This window comes from Rudaea sp., from assembly GCF_036560865.1.
Taxonomy (GTDB): Bacteria; Pseudomonadota; Gammaproteobacteria; order Xanthomonadales; family Rhodanobacteraceae; genus Rudaea.
Genome location: NZ_DATBQK010000074.1, coordinates 1 through 22056 on the forward strand (window position 1 = coordinate 1; position 22056 = coordinate 22056).

Annotated in this window: 26 protein-coding genes and 1 tRNA gene; 9 read left to right on the plus strand and 18 right to left on the minus strand. The window is 61.8% G+C overall.

Annotated features, from left to right (window positions below; all coding sequences use genetic code 11):
• The 4 genes from VIE67_RS08050 to VIE67_RS08065 all read left to right on the plus strand — a co-directional run.
• Window positions 1–702 (plus strand): DHHA1 domain-containing protein (locus VIE67_RS08050; protein WP_332025036.1); only part of this gene is annotated, 702 nt, incomplete at its 5' end.
• 266 nt (window positions 703–968) lie between these two features.
• Window positions 969–1181 carry a carbon storage regulator CsrA gene (csrA, locus tag VIE67_RS08055; protein WP_332025039.1) on the plus strand — a complete coding sequence of 71 codons (213 nt, stop codon included), beginning with the start codon at window positions 969–971 and terminating at the stop codon, window positions 1179–1181.
• Window positions 1182–1511: 330 nt separating this feature from the next.
• Window positions 1512–1604, plus strand: a tRNA-Ser gene (locus VIE67_RS08060).
• 84 nt (window positions 1605–1688) lie between these two features.
• Window positions 1689–2342: a hypothetical protein gene (locus VIE67_RS08065; RefSeq protein WP_332025041.1), complete on the plus strand. Its 654-nt coding sequence runs from the start codon at window positions 1689–1691 to the stop codon at window positions 2340–2342.
• A 128-nt stretch (window positions 2343–2470) separates the two neighbouring features.
• Here the strand turns inward: VIE67_RS08065 and VIE67_RS14770 are convergent, their stop codons facing one another.
• From VIE67_RS14770 to VIE67_RS08075, 3 genes are all read right to left on the minus strand, one after another.
• Window positions 2471–2695 (minus strand): BON domain-containing protein, encoded by a 225-nt coding sequence (locus VIE67_RS14770; RefSeq protein WP_414707317.1) that lies wholly within the window; start codon window positions 2693–2695, stop codon window positions 2471–2473.
• A 118-nt stretch (window positions 2696–2813) separates the two neighbouring features.
• Window positions 2814–3200: a tautomerase family protein gene (locus VIE67_RS08070; RefSeq protein ID WP_332025043.1), complete on the minus strand. Its 387-nt coding sequence runs from the start codon at window positions 3198–3200 to the stop codon at window positions 2814–2816.
• A gap of 31 nt (window positions 3201–3231) precedes the next feature.
• Entirely contained in the window at window positions 3232–4515 is a 1284-nt protein-coding gene (locus tag VIE67_RS08075) for an MFS transporter (RefSeq protein ID WP_332025045.1), read from the minus strand.
• A 185-nt stretch (window positions 4516–4700) separates the two neighbouring features.
• On the opposite strand from VIE67_RS08075, the gene VIE67_RS08080 reads away from it, so the two are divergent.
• Entirely contained in the window at window positions 4701–5096 is a 396-nt protein-coding gene (locus VIE67_RS08080) for a MarR family winged helix-turn-helix transcriptional regulator (protein WP_332025047.1), read from the plus strand.
• Between the two features lie 19 nt (window positions 5097–5115).
• Here VIE67_RS08080 and VIE67_RS08085 read toward each other — a convergent pair whose 3' ends face one another.
• Together VIE67_RS08085 and VIE67_RS08090 are read right to left on the minus strand one after the other, a co-directional pair.
• Entirely contained in the window at window positions 5116–5877 is a 762-nt protein-coding gene (locus tag VIE67_RS08085; RefSeq protein ID WP_332025049.1) for an ABC transporter permease, read from the minus strand.
• Entirely contained in the window at window positions 5874–6842 is a 969-nt protein-coding gene (locus VIE67_RS08090; RefSeq protein WP_332025051.1) for an ABC transporter ATP-binding protein, read from the minus strand. The genes VIE67_RS08085 and VIE67_RS08090 overlap by 4 nt, the downstream gene beginning before the upstream one ends.
• A gap of 136 nt (window positions 6843–6978) precedes the next feature.
• Here VIE67_RS08090 and VIE67_RS08095 point away from each other — a divergent pair, with 136 nt between their 5' ends.
• Window positions 6979–7554, plus strand: coding sequence for a YceI family protein (locus tag VIE67_RS08095; protein ID WP_332025053.1), 576 nt, complete (start codon window positions 6979–6981; stop codon window positions 7552–7554).
• 3 nt (window positions 7555–7557) lie between these two features.
• On the opposite strand, the gene VIE67_RS08100 is transcribed toward VIE67_RS08095, so the two are convergent.
• From VIE67_RS08100 to VIE67_RS08130, 7 genes are all read right to left on the minus strand, one after another.
• The gene (locus VIE67_RS08100; protein ID WP_332025054.1) at window positions 7558–8823 is read right to left on the minus strand and encodes an RNA polymerase sigma factor; all 1266 of its coding nucleotides are present in this window, start codon (window positions 8821–8823) and stop codon (window positions 7558–7560) included.
• A 52-nt stretch (window positions 8824–8875) separates the two neighbouring features.
• Window positions 8876–9247, minus strand: coding sequence for a YciI family protein (locus tag VIE67_RS08105; RefSeq protein WP_332025056.1), 372 nt, complete (start codon window positions 9245–9247; stop codon window positions 8876–8878).
• Between the two features lie 43 nt (window positions 9248–9290).
• Entirely contained in the window at window positions 9291–9725 is a 435-nt protein-coding gene (locus tag VIE67_RS08110; RefSeq protein ID WP_332025058.1) for a YciI family protein, read from the minus strand.
• A 139-nt stretch (window positions 9726–9864) separates the two neighbouring features.
• Entirely contained in the window at window positions 9865–10353 is a 489-nt protein-coding gene (locus VIE67_RS08115) for an SRPBCC family protein (RefSeq protein WP_332025060.1), read from the minus strand.
• A complete protein-coding gene (locus VIE67_RS08120; protein ID WP_332025062.1) occupies window positions 10334–10687 on the minus strand; it encodes an ArsR/SmtB family transcription factor in 354 nt (117 codons plus the stop codon). The genes VIE67_RS08115 and VIE67_RS08120 overlap by 20 nt, the downstream gene beginning before the upstream one ends.
• An 82-nt stretch (window positions 10688–10769) precedes the next feature.
• Complete coding sequence (locus VIE67_RS08125) at window positions 10770–11411, minus strand: helix-turn-helix transcriptional regulator (protein ID WP_332025064.1); 642 nt, start codon at window positions 11409–11411, stop codon at window positions 10770–10772.
• Window positions 11412–11528: 117 nt separating this feature from the next.
• Complete coding sequence (locus tag VIE67_RS08130) at window positions 11529–12170, minus strand: hypothetical protein (protein WP_332025066.1); 642 nt, start codon at window positions 12168–12170, stop codon at window positions 11529–11531.
• Window positions 12171–12311: 141 nt separating this feature from the next.
• Here VIE67_RS08130 and VIE67_RS08135 point away from each other — a divergent pair, with 141 nt between their 5' ends.
• Window positions 12312–13271, plus strand: a complete 960-nt coding sequence (locus VIE67_RS08135) for a hypothetical protein (RefSeq protein WP_332025068.1) — start codon at window positions 12312–12314, stop codon at window positions 13269–13271.
• A gap of 210 nt (window positions 13272–13481) precedes the next feature.
• Here VIE67_RS08135 and VIE67_RS08140 read toward each other — a convergent pair whose 3' ends face one another.
• Window positions 13482–13775, minus strand: a complete 294-nt coding sequence (locus tag VIE67_RS08140; protein ID WP_332025070.1) for a MoaD/ThiS family protein — start codon at window positions 13773–13775, stop codon at window positions 13482–13484.
• A 174-nt stretch (window positions 13776–13949) separates the two neighbouring features.
• Here VIE67_RS08140 and VIE67_RS08145 point away from each other — a divergent pair, with 174 nt between their 5' ends.
• Both VIE67_RS08145 and VIE67_RS08150 read left to right on the plus strand, forming a co-directional pair.
• Window positions 13950–15008, plus strand: coding sequence for an NAD(P)-dependent alcohol dehydrogenase (locus VIE67_RS08145; RefSeq protein ID WP_332025072.1), 1059 nt, complete (start codon window positions 13950–13952; stop codon window positions 15006–15008).
• Complete coding sequence (locus VIE67_RS08150; RefSeq protein ID WP_332025074.1) at window positions 15005–15883, plus strand: TauD/TfdA dioxygenase family protein; 879 nt, start codon at window positions 15005–15007, stop codon at window positions 15881–15883. Before VIE67_RS08145 ends, VIE67_RS08150 begins: the two co-directional genes overlap by 4 nt.
• A 12-nt stretch (window positions 15884–15895) precedes the next feature.
• Here the strand turns inward: VIE67_RS08150 and VIE67_RS08155 are convergent, their stop codons facing one another.
• The 5 genes from VIE67_RS08155 to VIE67_RS08175 form a co-directional block, all read right to left on the minus strand.
• Window positions 15896–17428, minus strand: coding sequence for a DHA2 family efflux MFS transporter permease subunit (locus VIE67_RS08155; protein ID WP_332025076.1), 1533 nt, complete (start codon window positions 17426–17428; stop codon window positions 15896–15898).
• Window positions 17429–17463: 35 nt separating this feature from the next.
• On the minus strand, window positions 17464–18690 hold the full coding sequence (locus tag VIE67_RS08160; RefSeq protein ID WP_332025078.1) for an HlyD family secretion protein: 1227 nt from the start codon (window positions 18688–18690) through the stop codon (window positions 17464–17466).
• Window positions 18691–18751: 61 nt separating this feature from the next.
• Window positions 18752–20239: an efflux transporter outer membrane subunit gene (locus VIE67_RS08165; RefSeq protein WP_414707318.1), complete on the minus strand. Its 1488-nt coding sequence runs from the start codon at window positions 20237–20239 to the stop codon at window positions 18752–18754.
• A complete protein-coding gene (locus VIE67_RS08170; protein ID WP_332025080.1) occupies window positions 20239–20700 on the minus strand; it encodes a MarR family winged helix-turn-helix transcriptional regulator in 462 nt (153 codons plus the stop codon). The genes VIE67_RS08165 and VIE67_RS08170 overlap by 1 nt, the downstream gene beginning before the upstream one ends.
• A gap of 311 nt (window positions 20701–21011) precedes the next feature.
• A partial coding sequence (locus VIE67_RS08175) for an alkaline phosphatase family protein (RefSeq protein ID WP_332025082.1) occupies window positions 21012–22056 on the minus strand: 1045 nt, incomplete at its 5' end.

A 22056-nucleotide genomic window follows, 5' to 3' on the forward strand; every position in this document is an offset into this window, starting at 1 on the left:
CTGTTCGGTGAAAAGTACGGCGATGAAGTGCGTGTGCTCAAGATGGGTGATTTCTCCACCGAACTGTGTGGCGGCACGCACGTCGGCCGCACCGGCGATATCGGTCTGTTCAAGATCGTCAGCGAAGGCGGCGTAGCCGCGGGCATCCGCCGCATCGAGGCGCTTACCGGCGCGGGCGCGCTTGCCCATGTCAATGCGGAAGAGACCAAGCTCGACCAGGTCGCGCATCTGCTTTCCGCAAGCGGTGGCGATATTGTCGACAAGCTGCGCCAGTTGTTCGATCGGCAGAAGAAGCTCGAACGCGAGCTCGAATCGCTCAAAGCCAAGGCCGCCGGCGCCGCGACCAGCGACCTTGCGGCAAATGCTAAAAGTATACAAGGTATCAAGGTGATCGCCGCACGCCTCGGCGGCGCAGATGCAAAAACCCTGCGCGACAGCGTGGACAAGTTCAAGCAACAACTCGGTGATTGCGTGGTGCTGCTTGCGGGCGGCAACGACGGCAAGATTGCACTCGTCGCCGGCGTCAGCGGCACTGCGCTCGGCAAGATCAAGGCCGGAGAACTGGTCGCTTACGTCGCCAGTCAGATCGGTGGCAAGGGCGGCGGGCGCGCCGACATGGCACAGGGCGGCGGGGAAGACACGCCAGCTCTTGCCGTCGCGTTGCAGGCCGTGCCGGACTGGGTAAGTTCGCAAATAGTGTGATACGTATCACATTTTTGGATAAACAAACGTGTCGTTGCGCATACTGTTTGCGTCCGTTAGTATCAGGTGTTCAAGCGGAACTGTGCGCTGGCTCTCGTTGATGGGGGATCCCGACGGCCAAGCACTGGTCTTTAAAAAAAAGGGAAGGTGCGGGCTAGCGCTCGTAACCAAAATAAAAAAGCCGTTGCCGTGTGCACGCCGTCAGGATTGATGACGCGCATAACTGTCGTTAGGAACGACGAATTGGCTGAAGGAGAAGTTTCAAAATGCTTATTTTAACCCGCCGTGTGGGTGAAACCCTCATGATTGGCGACTCGGTCAGCGTGACCGTCCTCGGCGTCAAGGGCAACCAGGTTCGCATCGGCATCAACGCCCCCAAAGACGTTGCCGTGCATCGCGAGGAAATTTTCCAGCGCATCAAGCGCGAACATAGCGAACAAGGCGCGCAGAGCGAAGCACCGCCCCCCGCAGTGGCGTAATTGCTTTACCGCGGCAGACGAACTGGCTATATTGCGCACCCCGTCGGAAGCGGGATAAAGCCCGTTGTGTCCGGCACCAAAATCATCAAACGATTTTGGACAGGCTTGATACAATTGAAATACGGAGAGGTGCCCGAGAGGCCGAAGGGGCTCCCCTGCTAAGGGAGTAGGGATCGAAATCCGTCGAGGGTTCGACAAAATCGTTTGGAACGATTTTGGACAGCCGCCAGGCTGGCCCGGAGCGCGCAAGCGCGCAGGGTGAGTCTCAGGACGAGACGAACAATCCCGACCCAGTCCGCGAAATTCACAGGCTTGATACAATTGAAATACGGAGAGGTGCCCGAGAGGCCGAAGGGGCTCCCCTGCTAAGGGAGTATAGGGTCAAAAACTCTATCGAGGGTTCGAATCCCTCCCTCTCCGCCAAGTGTCGTAACAGAAATCTTGAAACCGAGAATCGACTCCCCAAGGTCTGATGCCACGCGCGACGCGTTGCTAGGGAGTCAAGACATGGCTATCAAATCCGAGATCATCACCGCCGTCGGTCACGTGACCGATCACGCCAAAGGTACCGTTACCCGTGGTGGCAAAGTGGTTGGTTTCTCCGAATCGCTGCGCGAAGGCCGAGCCGCTTCCGGAGACTTTCAGCACTCAGGGACGCTCGACTATGGGTTCGTTGGGCCAACTCCAAAGGGAGAACAAGGCACGCTGGAGACTTGCCGCACGTTGGTTCGAGTGATGAATACTGATGAACCAATCTGGAGGGAGCCTGAAGCCTTGTCCACTCTTCCTCACATCGATTGTCGCGTTGCCCGTCTTGATGGACACGAGCCGGCGCTAGATATTCAAGTCGTTCGAGCATTCGTTGATCCGGCCTTTTGGCAGCACGTTCGGCAAACCGGTCAGGGAGCGGGTGTTTCTGTCACATCAAAAGAGTTGGCGCAAGGACTGCTTGCGGCTATCGAGCTGAAGGCCAACAAAATTCCCCTTCAAGCTAGATCTAGCCTGTTGCTGGCGTTGAGCGCGCTCGATTCACCAGTCATGGCGTTCGATGCCGTCGTCGACGAGTTTCGGAACCAGTTTTCTCTCTGGGCTGCCGCGCAAGGTTTCTTAGCAATTTGGCTTGTAGGACCTAACTCCATGCTGACGCACCGGCTCGTTTAGATAGACAGATTACGCACTGCGCGGTTGCGTAGCACAGGCAGCGGTGTTTTTTTCCGGACCTAGCACTGGAACCAAGTGCCGAACGGCCTAGTAAACCCTCGTACGCGTCGTAATCGTATTCACAACCTTCATCCCACCAGAAGCCTCGACAGCGCAGATTCGACAATGCTGCGCTCCAGGTCTGTCTCTACGATGCCGTATAGATAGACCACGTGGTCCAGCGACTGCACCTGGATGCTCCAGAACTCGAGTCCCGGGTGTGCGCGAACCGACGCTTCCACTTGCGCGGCGATCTGTGCGTCGCCCGGGCAGCCTTCGGACCCGCTTTTTTGTACGCTTGGTAGGCCGAGCATCCAGACATGGCATTCGCCAAGACGATGCCAAGAGCAAGAGTGGCTAGAGGTATTACAACCCTGTCCATGGCGATTATCTTACTCGTCAACTTCCGACCTTACATGACCCACACAAAACTCAGGTGTGAATAAACCGCCCGCCGCCGAACACCCAGTTTTCCCAGCGCGTTTCCTTGAAACAGATCATCACGTTTTCCGCATTCAACTTCAGCGGCTCGGCGGTGAGACTGGCCAGAATATCGGCGACGATTTTTTTCTTCACCTTCACGCTGCGGCCTTCGGAAAACAGTATCTCGATCAGGGCGAAATCGGCATTGCGCTGCGAACTCAGATCGGGGTAGGTCGGATCGAAACGGAAGTTCTCCGCATCGAGTTCGAGCACGCGCTGAAAGCGATCCGCTTGCGGCACGCCCGAAGCGACAAGGGCGCCATGCACGGCCGCGAGCACGCCGGATTTGAATTCGACGGGTTTGGGTTTGACGACGGTCAAGGTGACGAGAGGCATGACGTTTCTCCGAACAGTGGTGAAAGTGCACCTAGCCGAGCGCGGGTTGCAACTGCGCGGGGGGTCGCGAACGAATCAGCAGCGCCATCATCGCCGCGACGAGACAGGCCGTGCCGGCAACGAGGAACGCTTCGACATAGCGATTGGTCTGCACGCGCAGCACGCCCGCGCCGAATGCGGCGGTCGCCGCGCCAAGCTGATGGCCGGCACCGATCCAGCCGTAGATCAGCGGTGCAAGCTGGTTGCCGAAGCGCTGCGTCGTCAGGCGCACGGTCGGCGGCACGGTGGCGATCCAGTCCAAGCCATAGAACACGGTGAACAGGCCGAGCCCGTAGAAACTCAAGTCGGAAAACGGCAGGTACAGCAGCGACAGTCCGCGCAGGGCGTAATAGGCGCACAGCAGCACGCGATTGTCGTAGCGATCGGACAGCCAGCCCGACAGCGTGGTACCGATGATGTCGCACACGCCCATCATCGCGAGCAGACCCGCGGCCTTGACTTCCGGGATGCCGTTGTCGACGCAGAATGCGATCAGGTGCGTGCCGATCAAGCCATTGGTGCTTAATCCGCAAATGAAAAATGTTGCAAACAGCAGCCAGAATGTGCCGCTGCGCGAAGCGATGCGGAGCGCGCTAAACGCGGCGACGAGCGGGTTGCCGCGCACCGCATCTATCGTGTCGTCCGCGCTGCCGCCGTAGCGGTATAGGCCGACGTCGGCAGGGCGCTCGGGCATGAGCAGGGCAACGAGCGCGATCAGTACGATGGCCGCGATCGCGACGATCCACACGACCACGCGCCAGTCGTGGTGCGCCACGACCCAGGCGAGGATCGGCAGAAACAGCAGCTGTCCCGTAGCCGTGCTCGCCGTAAGCAGGCCGAGCACTGTGCCGCGATTTTTATCGAACCAGCGATTGACGATGGTAACGCCGAGCACCATCGCCATCGTGCCGGTGCCGATGCCGGCGAGTACGCCCCAGGTGAGGATCAACCCGAATGGCGTGGTGACGAAGGAGCTGCCACCCATCGCGCTCGCCAGCAGGATAAGCGCGACGATCATCGTGCGGCGCACGCCGAAGCGCTGCATAGCCGCCGCGGCGAACGGGCCCATCAGACCGAACAAGGCGAGCCCGATCGACACCGCTAGCGTGATGCTGTCGCGACTCCAGCCGAAATTTTTCTCCAGCGGCACGATCAGCACGCTGGGCGTCGCGCGGATGCCGGCGACGACGAGCAGGGTGAGGAATGTCAGCGCCGCGACGACGTAGGCATAGTGCAGGCGGCCGCGCAGGCGCGCGGCAAGGGGCTGGAGCAGCATGTGGATCCTTCAGGTACCGTCATTTCCGTGGAAACGGGTGACTCAATCGGAATATTTGTGTACAATAAGAGTATATACACCTATTTTTGAACAGGCAAGTCCAAATGGATCGGAAACAACTCACGAAACGCGGGCCGCGATCAGTTACCGAAGGGCCGGGAAAATATCAGCCCGAATGCGTCTGCGTGAATCTGCGCCGTGCTGCGCGTGCGATGAGCCAGCTCTACGACGATGCGCTCGCCGCGTCGGGTGTGAAGATCACCCAGTTTTCGCTGTTGCGGGCCATCGCCCGCAACGAACCAGCGCCGATCAATGTGCTCGCCGAGGAATTGGAACTCGATCGCACCACGCTTGCGCGCAATCTGCAGCCGCTCGAACGCGACGATCTGATTGCGCTTGCGGCAGGTAGCGACAAGCGTGTCGTGGAAGTGCGTTTGACCGCAGCGGGGCGCGCGGCAATCGAGCGCGCGCTACCGCTGTGGCAGCAAGCACAGCGGGATGTCGCGGCGCGCTTGGGCAGCAAACGCGTCGGCCAACTGCGCGAAATTGCTCAGCGCGCGACGAGCGTGGCGAAAGAGTGACGTTTCTTTCTGCTCAAGATCAGCGTTTGAGTTTGTATCCGGTCTTGAAGATCCACCGCACGGTGGCGAGGCAGAGGACGAGAAAAACCAGAGTCATGCCGAGGCTAACCGCGACGTTGACGTCGGCCACGCCGTAGAAGCTCCAGCGAAAACCGCTGATCAGGTACACGACCGGGTTGAACAACGTGATCTTCTGCCAGATCGGTGGCAGCATGTTGATCGAGTAGAACGCGCCGCCGAGAAAGGTCAGCGGCGTGACCACCATCAGTGGCACGACCTGCAGTTTCTGGAAGTCGTCCGCCCACAGGCCGATGATGAAACCGAACAGGCTGAACGTCGCCGAGGTCAGCACGAGGAAGCCGACCATCCAGACCGGGTGCGCGATCTCGTAGGCGACGAAAACCCGCGCAGTGACGAGGATCAGCAGACCGAGCATCACCGATTTCGTCGTCGCCGCGCCGACATAGCCGATCAGAACCTCGACGAACGACACCGGCGCCGAAAGCAGTTCGTAGATCGTGCCCGACCATTTTGGCAAGTAGATGCCGAACGAGGCGTTGGAGATGCTCTCGTTGAGCAGCGAAAGCATGATCAGGCCGGGAATGATGAATGCGCCGTAGCTGACGCCGCCTATTTCGCCCATGCGCGATCCGATCGCCGCGCCGAACACGACGAAGTACAGCGAAGTTGACAGCACCGGCGAAGCAATGCTCTGGGTCAGCGTGCGGAACGTGCGCGCCATTTCGAAGCGGTAGATCGCGCGGATCGCCGGCAGATTCATGGCTGCGCCCTCACCAGGCTGACGAAAATGTCTTCCAGCGAACTTTCGCTCGAATGCAAATCCTTGAAGTCGATGCCGTGCTCGCTCAATCGGCGCAGCAGCAGTGCGATGCCGGTCTCATCGCCGTGCGTGTCGAAGGTATAGGTCAAGGCGTGGCCTTCCGCGGAAAGTTCGAGCGGCAGGCCGGCGAGCTCGGCCGGGATGTGTTGCAGCGGACTCTGCAACTGCAGGGTCAACTGCTTCTTGCCGAGCTTGCGCATCAGCGCTGCTTTGTCCTCGACCAAGATCAGCTCGCCCTTGCGGATCACGCCGATGCGGTCGGCCATTTCCTCGGCCTCCTCGATGTAGTGCGTGGTCAGGATGATCGTGACGCCGTTGTCGCGCAGGCCGCGCACCATCTGCCACATGTCGTGGCGCAGTTCGACGTCGACGCCGGCGGTGGGTTCGTCGAGAAACAGGATCGTCGGCTCGTGCGCGAGCGCCTTGGCGATCAGCACACGGCGCTTCATGCCGCCGGACAGCGTCATGATCTTCGCGTCCTTCTTGTCCCACAGCGAAAGATCGCGCAGCACTTTTTCGAGATGGGCCGGATTCGGCGGTTTGCCGAACAGGCCGCGACTGAACCTTACCGTCGCCCACACACTTTCGAACGCATCGGTGTGCAGTTCCTGCGGCACCAGGCCGATCTTCGCGCGTGCCGCGCGATAGTCGCACACGATATCGTGGCCATCGGCGAGCACCGTGCCCGTACTCGCGTTGACGATGCCGCAGATGATGTTGATCAGGGTCGTCTTGCCCGCACCGTTCGGTCCGAGCAGGGCGAAGATCTCGCCGCGGCGAATCGTGAGATCGACCTGCTTCAAGGCCTGAAAACCGCTGGCGTAGGTTTTGCCCACGCCGGCCACGGACACAATGGATTGCGAACCGTCCGGGGCCTTGTCCGCAGATAGCGTTGCGTGCTGCATGATGTCTCCGTCTAGCGGCCAAGGCAGGAATCGCTCAGGCCTGAAACTTTCCTAAATGCTTGCGCGACCGAATCGCGGCCGCATCAAGCCTTGATGTTAGATTATCGCCTGTGCGATCGAACGAAAGGAACCCGCAATGAAGGTGCGTCTGCTATCCAGTCTGTTGACCATGGCCGTTTGTGGCATTGCCGCGGCCGCGCCGGTCACTTACAAAATCGACCCCACGCACACGTATCCCAGTTTCGAGGCGGACCACTCGGGCGGTCTGTCGACCTTCCGTGGCAAGTTCGACCGAACCTCGGGGACGGTGACGCTGGACAAGGCAGGCGGGCAGGGCACGGTGGATATCGTGGTCGATGCGGCGAGCGTGGATTTCGGTCTCGACAAGTTGAACGACAAGGTGAAGGGCGATGAGATGCTCGACGTCGCGAAGTACCCGCAGGCGACTTACAAAGGCAAGCTCGAAGGCTTCAGTAACGGTGTGCCGTCGCAGGTGGTCGGCGAGCTGAGCTTGCACGGAGTGACCAGGCCGCTCGTGCTGAAGATCGATTCGTTCAAATGCGTGCCGCATCCGCTGCTCAAGCGTGAGGTGTGCGGCGCCGATGCATTGGGCACATTCGACCGCAGCGATTTCGGCATCGACGCCGGCAAGGGATTCAAGATGGCTGTGACGCTGCGGATTCAGGTCGAAGCGATTCAGGTCAAGCTCTGAACCTCAAGCCGATGTGCAGGCGGCCGCGCGTGCGAGCAGCAGGCCGCGTTCGCGCACGTTGCGCGTGAGTGCGGCCGCGCGCTCGAACTCCGCACGTGCTTCATCCATGCGGCCGAGCTTGGCGAGCAGATCGCCGCGCACGCTTGGCAGAAGGTGATAGGTCTTGAGCGACGGTTCGCCAATCAACGCATCAACCAGTTCATGTCCGGCCGCTGGACCGAACGCCATCGCTACCGCGACTGCGCGATTCAGTTCGACGACTGGCGATGGCATGAGCTGGGCCAGCGCCGTGTAGAGCATCGCGATGCGTGTCCAGTCCGTTTCAGCGGCGACGTGCGCACGCGCATGGCAGGCGGCGATCGCGGCCTGCAGCGCGTACGCGCCTTGCGCGCCGCCGAGCTTTTCCGTGCGTTCGAGCGCGGCGAGGCCGCGATGGATCAGCAACTGGTCCCAGCGCGCGCGATCCTGGTCGAGCAACAGCACCGGCTCACCCGACTTGCCGACGCGAGCACGCGAGCGCGAGGCCTGAATCTCCATCAGCGCAACGAGGCCGTGGACTTCGGGTTCCTGCGGCGCAAGCCCGGCAAGGATGCGGCCCAGACGCAGCGCTTCTTCGCAGAGCGCGGGCCGCATCCAGTCGTCGCCGGCCGTGGCCGAGTAGCCCTCGTTGAAGACGAGATAGATGACTTCGAGCACCGAGGCCAGACGCGCAGCGAGATCGTCCTTGCGCGGCACCTCGAACGGCACCTGCGCGTCGGCCAGCGTGCGTTTGGCGCGCACGATGCGCTGCGCGACGGTCGCCTCCGGCACGAGGAAGGCGCGCGCTATTTCGTCCGTGGTCAGACCGCCCAGCAGGCGCAGCGTCAGCGCGACGCGCGCTTCGGGCGGGAGCACGGGATGGCAGGCGGCGAAGATCAGGCGCAACAGGTCGTCGCCGACATCGTCGTCGAGTGCGGTATCGAAATCCGGCGCGGCGAGATCGGCCTGCATCTCGATCTCATGGCCAAACTCTTCGTGCTTGCGCTCAATCAGCTTCTTTCTGCGCAGCAGATCGATGGCACGATGCTTTGCGGTGGCCATCAGCCACGCACCCGGATTGTCGGGAACACCGGACCGCGGCCATTGCTCGATCGCGACCACCAGCGCGTCCTGCGCCAGTTCCTCGGCGACGCCGACATCGCGGACGATACGCGCCAACGCGCCGATCAGCTTCGCCGATTCGATGTGCCAGACCGCGGTGATGGTTCGATGGATATCGGTCGCCGTCATGGCGACCGATCACACCATCTTCGATTGCCGGGCGCAAGCGCGCGTTGCGCGCTTACGCTGCCTGCTTCCTGTCGTCCGGCCCATCCATGATCTGGTAGGTCACGCACTCGCCGTCGCCAGCGACTTCGAGGAAGCGCCGCGCGCCTTCGATCGCCGCTTCGCGCGACGGGTATTCGAGCATCGCGAAGCCACCGAGCAGTTCTTTCGATTCGGTGTACGGCCCATCGACCACGCTGGCCTTGCCGTTCGTGCGCCGCACGATGCAGCCGGAATTCCTGATCGAGAGGAATCCGCCGCCCATCAGCAGCTCGCCGCGCTGGATCGCGTCGGCGATAAACTTGTCCATCGCCGCCTTCTTCTCGCCGGTCGGCGGGGCGGCCGGGTTCGTCTTTGCATCGGGAATGTAGATGCTGAAATATTTCATGATTGCCTCGACTGTTTGATTGATTGACGGGTTGAGCGTTCGCTCAGAGTGCGGCGCCGTTGGCGATCTTTACGCGCAGATGTTCTTCCTGCTCGCGCAGTTCGGGTGTGAACTCGGCGCCGAAGTCTTCCGCCTCGAACACTTGGCGGATTTCGATCTCGGACTCGCCGGTTTCGAATGGATTGGGGCAGCGCCTGACCCATTCGATCGCCTCTTCCAGCGACTTGACCTGCCACAGCCAGAAACCGGCGACCAGCTCCTTGGTCTCGGTGAACGGCCCGTCGATCACGCTGCGTTCCTTGCCGAAAAACCTCACGCGCGCGCCCTTTGAGCTGGAGTGCAGACCTTCACCCGCGAGCATCACCCCGGCTTTCACCAGGTCCTCGTTGAACTTGCCCATGTCGGCGAGCAGCTTCTCGCTGGGCATAACGCCGGCTTCGGACTCTTTTGTCGCTTTGACGATCACCATGAAGCGCATTTCGTATCTCCTTGAATGGTTGGGGGGTTCGGAGCCGGGCTTGCGACCGATTCGATCGGCTGAGTCCCTGGCTCTTGTCTAGACGACGAACGAGAGGCCGCAAAATCGACTGTTTGGCAAAAAATATTTGCCTGGCGGCTCAGCCGCCCAACGACGCACCCAATTGGTCGAGTAACGCACGCGTGCCGCGCTCGCGCGAACCGACATCGTCGTAGCCGTCGAGAAACGCGCCCTGCTCGGTGACGATCAGGCGCGTGCCGGGATTCGCCGGCTTGAACTCCACCGTCGCCAGCGAAACCGAGATTTTCCTCTCGTCCAGATGCATGCTGTAGGTATAGACGATGCGTTGGTCGGGCACGATATCGTTGTAGATCGCCTGGAAATCGGTGACCACGCCGCTGGCCCAGCGGCCGCGTGCTCTCTCTCGCCCGCCGACGCGGAAGTCGAGTTCGCGGTCCAGCAATTTCCACTCGGTGGACGGCGCGGTGAACCAGCGGCCCTTGGCTTGCGCCGACGACCACGCCGCAAACACCTGCGCAGGGGTTGCGGCGAAGACGCGGTCGACCGCAAACGTCGCATGCTGCGCGGATGGTGCGATCGCGGATGAACTAAGGTTTTTTGCGGACATGCTTTTTCTCCTGTGACTGAACTTCGCGGAGGTAGGACTCCAGACGATCGAAACGTTGCTCCCAGTGCCGGCGGTAGTGCTCGACCCATTCGGCGACTTCGCGCAGCGGCTTCGGCGCGAGCCGGCAGGGCCGCCACTGCGCCTCGCGCCCGCGCGTGATGAGTCCAGCGTGTTCGAGCACCTTGAGGTGCTTGGTCACGGCCGGCGGCGTCATTGCGAACGGCGCGGCGATTTCCTTGACCGAAGTTTCGCCCAGGGCGAGGCGGGCAAGGATCGCGCGTCGGGTAGGGTCGGCGAGGGCCGCAAACGTGGCACTGAGATGATCGGGGTGCATCGACAAACCAGTAAGTTAATTAACCTAAAGGTAAAATACAAAACACGAGAGGGTTTGTCAATAACTCGTGTCGGGATTGAAGTTATTCCGCTTTGCGGAATCGAAAGCGGCAGACATTGCCGCCGCGCACCATGCATTCGGCATGCTGCACTTCCGCGCCAGTCGCGGCTGCCATCAGCGCCAGATCGAAATGACAGACTTCCGGATACTTGGCCGCGAGATGGTGGAACACGCAGTTGTGCGCCTGGATGCCCGGCAGGGCGCCTTTCTTGGGCGGAGCTTCCGTTGCCGATTCGTAACCGATTGTGCGCATCGCCTCGGCCAATTTCCGGATGCGCTCGGCGACGGGTTTGCCGGCGCCGGTTTCGCCGTTCATCTGCTCGCCGACGCGCTTGCCCAGCGCACGCATGCGCTTGGTCAACGCGGGTCCGCCTTCGTCCGTGCGCAGCGATTCCACCAGCAGATCGCCGAGCCAGTTGTATTGGCGCGGGAACAATTCGCGTCCGCGTGGGCTTAGTACGAAGGTCTGTTCGGGGCGGCGCCCGGTCGGGCGCGTTGCGCCGCGAGCGACGAATTCATCGCGTTCTAGCGCGGTCAGATGCTGGCGTACTGCATTGTGCGTGATGCCGAGCGAGCGCGTCAGGTCCTCCACGGTCACGCCGTCGGGATTCTGCAGCAGGCAATGCAGAAGCTGCTGCTGGCGTTGTCCTAATGTATCGAGCATGAGCGGCATTCTACGCTTGCGGTTGGTCCGCAGCGGAAAGAGGTCGCCTTCCGCCTGGGGGAGATTGGGCCGGAGGAACCCAACGGAAGGCGACCGTGCAAGGGGCAAGGACCGAGCTTAGAACTTGTCCGGGAATTGCTTGGCGATACCGCCGACCAGTGCGTCGGCAATCGTGTTCATGTGCGTGCGCATCGCCGCCCAGTTGGCAGCTTCCTTGTCGTAGTCGCCGGCGTGCACTTCGGTGATCTGCGTAACGTGGTGCGCACCATGCGCCGTCAACAGGGCGAGCAGGGTGTCTTTCGGCAGGTTCGGGTTGGCGCCGCTGAGAAACGTGGCAATGGCGGCAGCGTTGTCGTTGAGATCCTTGAACGCCTTGTTGCGCGCGTTCTCGTCATTGGCATAGGTCGCATCGAGATAGCCCTTGATCGCGCCCCAATGTCCGGCCAGCAGGGTAAACATTTGATCGCCCGCAGCCTTGCCGTAGTAGGCGCCGACCACACCGGCGATCTGCTTCGCATTGGCCACGACCTGCGCCTCGCCAGTTTTGCGTTCGCTGGCGTTCTTGGCGGCGGTCGCCATCACGACGTCGCGCACCCAGAAAATATGGTCGGTCCACAGATCGCGCACGGCTTCGCGTGCCGCTGTGACCTTGTCGGCCGATGGCGCGTGCGCGGCGTGAGCCGGGGGCGTGTCGGCAGCTGCCGTTCCGAAAACGAACAACGACGCGGCGAGCAAAATGGTCTGCAAAAGTATCTTCATTGATATCTCCTCATGAGTGGTTTTGTTACAGCGAGGAACACTGTAGTCCTATTTAAACAATAAAACAAGTAATTTATGTTATTATTAAAAACACCCATCACGACATAGCCCGTGATGCCGATGAAAACACGTGGAGAGATCATGCGAATTGCATTTGTATACCTGTGCGCCGGCCTGATCGGCAGCGCCTTGGTCCCGGCGACGGCATTCGCCTGTTCGGCGTGCGGCTGCACGCTCAATTCGGACTGGGACAGTCAGGGGCTCAGCACCAGTCGCGGCTGGCGCTTCGACATGCGCTACGACTACTTCGATCAGGATCAACAGCGTTCCGGCAGCGACAGCCTGTCGCGTGCGAGCCTGGCCGTTCCGAACGACCGTGAAGTCCAGCAGTACACCCGCAACCGCAACACGACATTCAGTCTCGACTACAGCCCGAATTCGAACTGGGGTTTCAGCGCCCAGCTTCCTTACTTCGATCGCAGTCACGCCACGATCGCGCCAGGCGATACGGAAATTTCCGGTTCGGATGCGAGCGGGATCGGCGATCTGCGCCTGCTCGGTCGGTTCCAGGGATTCAGTGCGGAACACGACGGCGGCATTCTGTTCGGCGTGAAATTGCCGAGCGGCCGCTACACCCAGGATTTCGCAACCGGGCCACAGGTCGGACAACCACTGGACCGCGGTTTGCAACTCGGATCGGGCACCACGGATTTCCTGCTGGGCGTCTACAAATTCGGAGCAATTACCCAGGACTGGGGTTATTTCGCGCAGGCGTTGGGCCAGGTGCCGATGAATTCCCGCGCAGGATTCAAAGCCGGCGCCGGAATCAACATCAATGCGGGCCTGCGCTATACCGCGAGCAGCACCCTGGTGCCGCAGTTGCAGATCAATGTGCGCGCCGAGCAACGCGAGCAGGGCGTGAACGCCGATGTCGAAAACAGCGGCGCGACTCTGGCGTATCTGAGTCCTGGCCTGACCTGGAACCTGACGCGACGCTTTTCCGCGTACGCTTTCGTCCAGCTACCCCTGTACCAGCGTGTGAACGGCTTGCAGATCGAGGCGCGTTCGCTGGGTTCGCTGGGGCTGCATTACATCTTTTGATTCCGGCTTGATTCCGGCTTGATTCCGGCTGCACGCTCAGACGGAGAATTTTGCTTCGCCCTCGATGATGCGCTGCTCCAGACTCGGCCGCTCGCCCTTTGCCCACAACCTCGCACGATGCACCACGCGGTATAGCAATGGACACACCATCGTCGCGGTCGCTGCGTTCGAGCAGGCGCGGGATGCAGACGAATTCCATTTCGGACATGATCAGCCTCCGGACAATGCCTGCATGATGTATATTTCTGTACCTTGCCGCACCGGCACCTGCAAATGGACCTTGTCGGCGATCGCCACGCCGTCGACGAAGACCGCGACGTGATGGCGTACCGCGCCCTGGTCGTCGACGACGTAGCCGCGCATCTGTGGATACTGGGTGAAGGCGCTTTCGAGCGCGTCGCCGAGCGATGCGCCGGTGGCGTCGATTGCGGTTTCGCCCGACTGCGCCGCCCCCGCGTCGCGCAGCCAGCGCGCAAGCCCGGACGCCAACACTATTTTCGGCACGATTGCCTCCCGCGTTGCCGCTTTTGTGACGCCGTTGCGACGTTCACGCACTTGAATTTGCTTCGCATGCACAAGATGTCCATGGAACCGGACTTTTTCGGCGCAATCGCAACGCGCATAATTGTGCGGCGAGCCGCAAGTCCCCGACACCCTACCACCATCAGGATATTTCCCATGTTTCAAGCCAAAGGCTATGCCGCAGTCGATGCGCAGTCGCCACTCGTACCGTTTTCGTTCGAGCGCCGCGATCCCGGCCCAGAGGATGTGCAGATCGAGATTCTGTATTGCGGCGTCTGCCATTCCGATCTGCATCAGGCGCGCAACGACTGGCGCAATTCGCTGTACCCGATGGTGCCCGGACATGAGATCGTCGGCCGCATCGTCGCGGTCGGCGGGCAGGTGAAGAAATTCAGGGTCGGCGACCTCGCCGGCGTCGGCTGCATGGTCGATTCCTGCCGCCACTGTTCCGCGTGCAACGAGGACCTGGAACAATATTGCGAGGAGGGCTCGACCCTGACCTACAACTCGCGCGAGCGCGACAGCAAGCAGCTGACCTTCGGCGGCTATTCGGATCAGATCGTGGTCGATCAGCGTTTCGCGGTGAAGATTCCGGCGAGCCTCGACCTGAAAGCCGTCGCGCCGTTGCTGTGCGCGGGCATCACCACGTATTCGCCGCTGCGGCATTGGCAAGTCGGCAAGGGGCAGAAAGTCGGCGTGATCGGTCTCGGCGGCCTCGGACATATGGGCATCAAGTTCGCCAAGGCTTTCGGCGCGCGCACGGTGATGATCACGACCTCGCCGGAGAAGGGCGCCGATGCGCTGCGTCTGGGCGCCGACGAAGTGCTGGTGTCGAAAGACAAGGCCGCGATGAAGGCGCACGCGCGCAGTTTCGATTTTCTGCTCAACACGATTCCGAACGGTCACGACCTCAATCCCTACGCCGCGCTGCTCAAACGCGACGGCACGATGGTGCTGGTCGGCGCGCTCACCACGCTCGAACCCGCGCTCGCCGGCGCCAGCCTGATCGGCGGCCGCCGCAGCATCGCGGGCTCGGCGATCGGCGGCATGGCCGAGACGCAGGAGATGATCGACTTCTGCGCCGAGCACGGCATCGTCAGCGATGTCGAGATGGTGTCGATTCAGTCCGTGAACGAAGCCTATGAGCGTCTGCTCAAGAACGACGTGAAATATCGCTTCGTGATCGATATGGAGTCGCTGAAACGCACGGCGTGATTTCATCCACGGACCAGCGCGTATCCACCTTTGCTGTGCGCCCACTCGGCGCAGCCATGGGTGCGGAGATCCTTGGATTGTCGCTCGACGAAACGGTGTCCGCAGGCGATATCGAATGTATTCGTGGCGCGTTGAACGAGCATCACGTGCTGATCTTCCGCGATCTGCGCATCACGCCGGCGCAGCAGGTCGCTTTCAGCCGCCGCTTCGGGCCGCTGCAGATTCATGTGCTCAAACAGTTTCATTTGGATGGCTATCCGGAAATCCTGATCGTCTCGAACGTGGTCGAGAACGGCAAACCGATCGGCCTTGGCGACGCGGGCAGGGACTGGCATTCGGATCTGTCGTATATGCCCAAGCCGAGTCTGGGTTCCCTGCTACACGCGCAGGAGTTGCCGCGCGGCGAAGGCCACACCTCGTTCGCGAACATGGTGCGCGCCTACGAAACCCTGCCGGCCGACGTGCAGCGCACATTGCAGGGTCGCAAGGCCGTGCACTCGTATGTGTATCGCTACAACAAGCTCAGCCGCGAGGGCAACTGGCGCCCGCCGCTGACCGCCGAGCAGATCGCGCAGGTGCCGGAAGTCGAGCATCCGCTGGTGCGCATGCATCCGGAATCGGGCCGCAAGGCCTTGTTTGTCAGCGAAGGATTCACCGCGCGCATCGTCGGCCTGCCCGACGACGAAAGCCGCGCGTTGCTCGATTTCCTGTGCGCGCACAGCGTGAAGCCCGAGCAGGTCTACACGCATCACTGGCAGCCGCACGATCTGGTGTTCTGGGACAATCGTGCGGTGATCCACCTCGCGCCGGGCTGCCCGCCGGATCAGCGGCGCACGCTGTATCGCACGACGGTCGAGGGCGACGTGCCTTATTGAGAAGGGCGGGGCTCAGTGCCCGCCGGCATCCGCGGCGCCACTCTTCGCGCTGAATGGCGGACGTGCGATCCAGATCACGAATATCAGCGAGGCGAAGACCAGACCGAGTAGATGAAACAGCTCGTTGAACGAGAGCTGATACGCCTGCTGATTGATCATCTGTTCGAGCACACGGAATGCGGTGTTGACGTTGCCATTGCCCAACGTGGCGACCGCCTGCTGCGTGTCGGTATCGTATGCAGTGAGATGCTCGGTCAACTGCGCGTGATGCACGATCGCGCGATGCTGCCAGAGAAAAGTGGTGATCGACGCCGAGAAGCTCGCGCCGAGCGTGCGAATAAACGTCGCCAGACCCATGCCAGACGCGATTTCATTGGGCCGCAGGTCGGACAGCATGATTTGCGTGATCGGCATGAAGAACACGGCGACGCCGAGACCCTGGATGAACTGGGCCAGCGCGACGTGATAGAAGTCGATGTCGAGATAGAAGCCCGAACGCATGAAGCTGGTCCAGGCCATGATCATGAACGAGCATGAAGCGACCATGCGCAGGTCGAAGCGGTTGATGTAGCGGCCGACAAGCGGCGTGAGCAGGATCGGCAGGATGCCGATCGGCGCAGCGGCGAAACCGGCCCAGGTCGAGGTATAGCCGAGGTTGCGCTGCAGCCACTGTGGCACGAGGATATTGATGCTGAAGAACGCGCCGTAGGCCAGTGTCATCGACAGCGTGCCGGCGAAAAAATTTCGATGGCGGAACAGGCGCAGATTGACGATCGGTTCGCGGTCAGTCAGTTCCCAGATCAGGAACACGGCAATACCGATCGCCGCGACGATCGCCGCGATGATGATGAAGGTCGACTCGAACCAGTCCTCATCGTTGCCCTTGTCGAGGAAGATTTGCAGCGCGCCGACGCCGATCACCAGGCTGATCAGTCCGACATAGTCCATCTTCGGTCGCAGCTTTTGTTCGACGCGTCCGCGCATCTGCGAGAACACGACCAGCGCAGCGAATACGCCGATCGGCAGGTTGATGAAGAAAATCCACGGCCACGAATAATTGTCGGTGATCCAGCCGCCGAGAATCGGCCCTGCGATCGGCGCCACGATCGTCACCATGACCAGCAGGGCGATCGCCTGGCTGCGTTTTTCCGGCGGATAGATCGACAGCAACAGGCTTTGCGTGATCGGATACATCGGCCCCGCGACCGCGCCCTGCAGCGCGCGAAACACGATCAGCATGCCCATGCTCTGCGCCATGCCGCAGAGGACCGAGGCAGCGCAGAACAACAGCGTCGCGGCGACGAACAGACGCACTTCGCCGAAGCGGCGCGTGAGCCAGCCGGTCAATGGCAGTGCGATCGCGTTGCTGACCGCGAACGAGGTGATGACCCAGGTCGCCTGATCCGCACTTGCGCCGAGATTGCCCGCGATCGTCGGCAGCGACACGTTGGCGATCGTCGTGTCGAGTACCTGCATGAAGGTCGCGAGCGCAAGGCCGACCGTGGTCAGCCCCGGATTCGACGGCTGGAACGAAGCGTTGCTCATGGGTTTTTCAGGCGTCGGCGCGAGGCGCGGGGATCTTAAGGTGCTGCCTTCGCTACGCCGTCCATCGCGTTGTTCGCGGCGTTCGCGTGGATGATGCGATCGATATCCGCCTGTGCGCCTTCCATTTGACCGCTATACACATCGGTGGTGAACGCAGGTTGCGTCGGCGACTGCTGCGCGAGTGCGGGACCTGACTGATCGTGCAGGTTCACGTCGGCCTGCATCGACAGACCGATGCGCAACGGATTCCTGTCGAGTTCCTTGCCGTCGAGTTCGATGCGCACCGGCACGCGCTGCACGATCTTGATCCAGTTACCCGTCGCGTTCTGCGCTGGCAGCAACGAGAACGCACTGCCGGTGCCGACGCCGAGGCTCTGCACCTTGCCGTGGAATTCGGTATCGCCGCCGTACAGATCGGATTTCAGCGTCACCGGCTGGCCGATGCGCATGCGCGCGAGCTGGGTTTCCTTGAAGTTCGCGTCGACCCATACCTGACGCAGCGGCACGACTGCCATCAGCGGCGTGCCCGGCTGGATACGCTGGCCGACCTGCACGCTGCGACGCGCGACGTAACCGTCCACCGGTGCGAGCAGCTTCGCGCGCACGTCGTTGAGATAGGCATTGCGCAGCGCGGCGGCGGAGGCGAGCACGTCCGGATGCTTGGCGATCACGGTTTCGTCGACCAGGGCGCGCGTCGTGCTCAGTTGCTGCTGGGTCGAGGCGAGCGAACTTTCCGCAGCGGCGAGTGCATCGCTCGCGTGGGCGAGTTCCTCGGCCGAGATCGCGCCGGTCGCGACGAGCCCTTTGCGCCGTGCGTAGTCCGCACGCGCGCGATCGAGCGCAACTCTTTGCGCGGCGACCACGGCCTGACCGCTTTCGACATTGCTGTACAGGCCGCGCACCTGGCGCACCGTGCGCGCAAGATTGGCTTCGGCCTGCTGCAGGGCGATGCGCGCATCGCTGCCATCGATCTCGACGAGCACGTCGCCTTTGTGCACGAGGTTGCCGTCGTCGGCGTTGATCTTGATCACGGTACCGACAACTTGCGGCGAGATCTGCACGACATTGCCGTTGACGTAGGCGTCGTCGGTGCCTTCGTACCAGCGGCCGATGCCGTAATACCAGACGCCGTAACCGATCGCGGCGAGCACCACGACTAGCGCCAGCATGCGCAACAGAAAGCGGCGGCGATTGCCATTCGGTGCCGGGGTTTCCTGGCTTGCCCCGTTGCCGTTGCCATTGGTGGGATTGGGAGAGCTCATGGTCGGTTGCCTGTGAAACGGTTTTTATGGGAGTGATCGGCATGCGCCAGCGACGAGTCCGTCACTGCGGCGCAGCGCTCGCGAGCGGTGGTGGCGTGTCGCCGGCCGCTTGATAGCCGCCGCCGAGCGCCTGCACCAGACGTACCGAGGTGTCGATTTGCTGCGCGCTGAGCGACGCCATGCGCTGTTCGGCGTTGAGCAACTGCTGTTGCACACTGAGCGTGTCGAGATAGCTGCCGACACCGGCTTTGTAGCGCTGCTGCGAAAGATCGAAGGCCTGGCGCGCGGCATCGACGCCACGCTGCTGCGCGGCGATCTGCACGCGCAGCGAATCCAGGCCCGAAAGTTTGTCGGCGACATCGTTGATCGCGCCGACCAGGGTCGAGTTGTACTGTGCGACGGCGAGGTCGTAACCCGCATCGGCATTTTTCAGATCGGCGCGGCGTCGGCCGCCATCGAAAATCGGCAGGCTGATCGCGGGTGCGATTTCGTAGAAGCGCGCGGGCAGGGAAAACAGGTTGTCGACGCTCGACGAGGTCAGGCCGGCCATCGCGCCGAGACTGATATTCGGCAGGAATTCGGTCTTGACCGCGGTGATATTCCTGCTTGCCGCTTCGACGCGCCAGCGCGCGGCAACGAGGTCGGCGCGGCGGCCGAGCAGGTCGGCAGGCAGGTTAGACGGCACGGCGAGCACGGCCGGTTGCAGCACGTGCGGACGCGCGAGATCGAGCCCGCGATCCGGACCCTTGCCGAGCAGGACCGCGAGTGCAATGCGCGCAGAAGCGATCGCTTCGTCGGCAAGCGCAACCTGTTGTTCGGCGCTGGCGATTTCGGCGTCGGCCTGCTTGATCTGCATCTGGCTGTCGATGCCGGCGGCGACGCGTTGTTTGACGAGATCACCCGATGCGTTCGCGCGTTGCAGTTGTGCGTCGGCCACGTCCTTGGCGGCGAACGCATAACCGAACTGGACATAGGCGCGCGCGACATTGCCGGAGAGCATCAGGCGTGCGGCGTGCGCGTCGATCTCGCTGGCGCGTGCCTGACCCAGCGCCGCTTCCCAGGCGGCGCGTTTGCCGCCCCATACGTCAATACCCCAGTTGAAGCTCGCGTATACCGCCGGAAACGTCTCGAACGAGCCACCGATCGGCTTGGGGATGGCAGTCGTCGGCAGATAGACGCCGGTAACCGCACCGCTCGCGTTCAGCGTCGGCAGACGTTTGGCATTCGCGGAGTCGATCTGGCTTTGTGCGGCGCGCGCACGCGCGTCGGCACTGGCAAGATCCGGGTTGTCGTTGAGCGCTTCGCCAATCAGCGCATCGAGCTGCGCGTCGCCGAGCCGCGTCCACCAATCCGTTGCCGGCCATGCGGCGGGGCTAATCGCGGCCTTGGCGATACTGCGTTCGGCATGCAGGGAAGCGGCGTCTGCAAGCTGGCCGTCGGCGTGCAGTCCGCGCGTGCTCGCGCAGCCCGCGAGCACGGCCATCGCCGCTAAACCGATCAGCAAAACAAACTTATCGGTATAGGATTGCCTAAGCAAATACTTGTACATTATTGGGGTTTCTCCAGCGTGTCGCGCACGCGCTTGAGCAAGCTGAGCAGAGTCGCGCGCTCATTTTTCTTCAAGTCGCGCAGGGCGGCCTCCTGCATGCGTTCGCTGCACGCGCTGATCGTCTGCCACAGTGCCTGACCGGCCTGGGTCAACTCGATGCTCAGCGCGCGCCGGTCTTCCGCATGTGCCTGGCGGCGCACGTAGCCTTTGTCCTCCAGACGGTCGACAAGCCGCGTCATGGCGCCGGCGTTGTGGTCCAGCCAGCGCGCCAGATCGCCCGGCATCTGCGGGCCGTGTTTGGCGATGATCTTGAGCACAAGGTACTGACTGTGATTCAACTCGATGCCGCGTGCGGCAAGCTCGCGCTCGAGCTGGCGCAACAGACCCTCGCGTACCTGGCGGATCAAGACCGCAAGATTCGCGTCGTCGCGCAGTTCGGAAATGGAGGTGATCTGTGCCATGGGCGTAATTATATTGTCCAAACAATAGTTGTCAAGGCAATTACATACTGTTAAGTTTAGTTATATCGATAGGTCGGACGCGAAATCTCGGCCCCACATAGGCGCGGGTGATCGAAAATCGCGAGTGAATTAGTCGCCCCGGCGGGTCGCAGCGTCCGGGCCGCGTTGCGAAAACGCTTTGGATATCCTCTAAAAAACTACCGTTCGTGCTGAGCTTGTCGAAGCACGCTCCGAGGAACCCTGCGCCAACGAGTCCTTGCGATGCGCCCTTCGACAGGCTCAGGGCGAACGGGGAGTTATTCAGAGTTTCCTTAGCGCAACATTCCTTGCGTTACGGCGAAGTCGCCGTCGTTCGGCGCCGGCCGGATGCCGAGGATATGCACCAGCAGCGGATAGACGTTGACGTTGTCGAACTCCGGCACGAGCAGACCGCGCTTGAAGGCGGGGCCGTGCGCGACGAACAGCGCCTGCATTTTCGGATCGTCGTTGTCGTAGCCGTGCTCGCCCTTGGAAAAATGATGCTTGGGGCTGTCGAGATATTGCTGCGTGCTGATCTGCCAGCCGTCATCGGCGACGCAGAAGATGGGCGGGATGCGTGGGTTGGGGCCATAGTGCAGGCGTGCGGGCAGTTCGGATTTGTGCCAGCAGCGCATATGGTCGTGCGCGCCGAGCAGGGCTTTTTCGACTTCGGCCTCGTTGCCGGGCTTGGCCGCGAGACCGGCGACGACACCCGTGCCGATCAGATTGATCTTCTGCATATCAACGATGCGATCGAGCACGCTGATCTTGTCTTCGCCCGCCGCGGTCATGCCGTGATCGGAGACGATTACCAGATTGGCATCGATGTCGCGCCGCTTCAAGCCGTCGAGCAGACGCGCGAGCGCGGTGTCGACTTCCTTGAGCGCCGCATTCAGCTCGGCCGAATCCGGACCGAAGTCGTGGCCGGCATGATCGACCGCCTCGAAGTACAGGGTCATGAACGCCGGTCGCTGTTCGGCGGGCAGATCGAGCCAGGTGATTGCGCGATCGACGCGATCGTTGGACGCGATGGTCTTGTCGAATGGCACCCACTGGCTCGGCCGCACGCCTTCGATCGCCACATCCGAACCCGGCCAGAACATCGTTCCAGCATGCTTGCCCTGACGCTCGGCGCTGACCCAGATCGGCGTGCCGCCCCACCAGGCCGGATCGGCAGTGAGCGTTTTATCGCTATAGACAAAACGCTTGCCGCTCAGCGGGTCGACGATACGGTTGTTGACGATGCCGTGGTGATCCGGATACAGGCCGGTGACCAGGGTGTAGTGATTCGGAAAGGTCAGGGTCGGAAACGCCGAACGCATCGCCTTGGCGTGCACG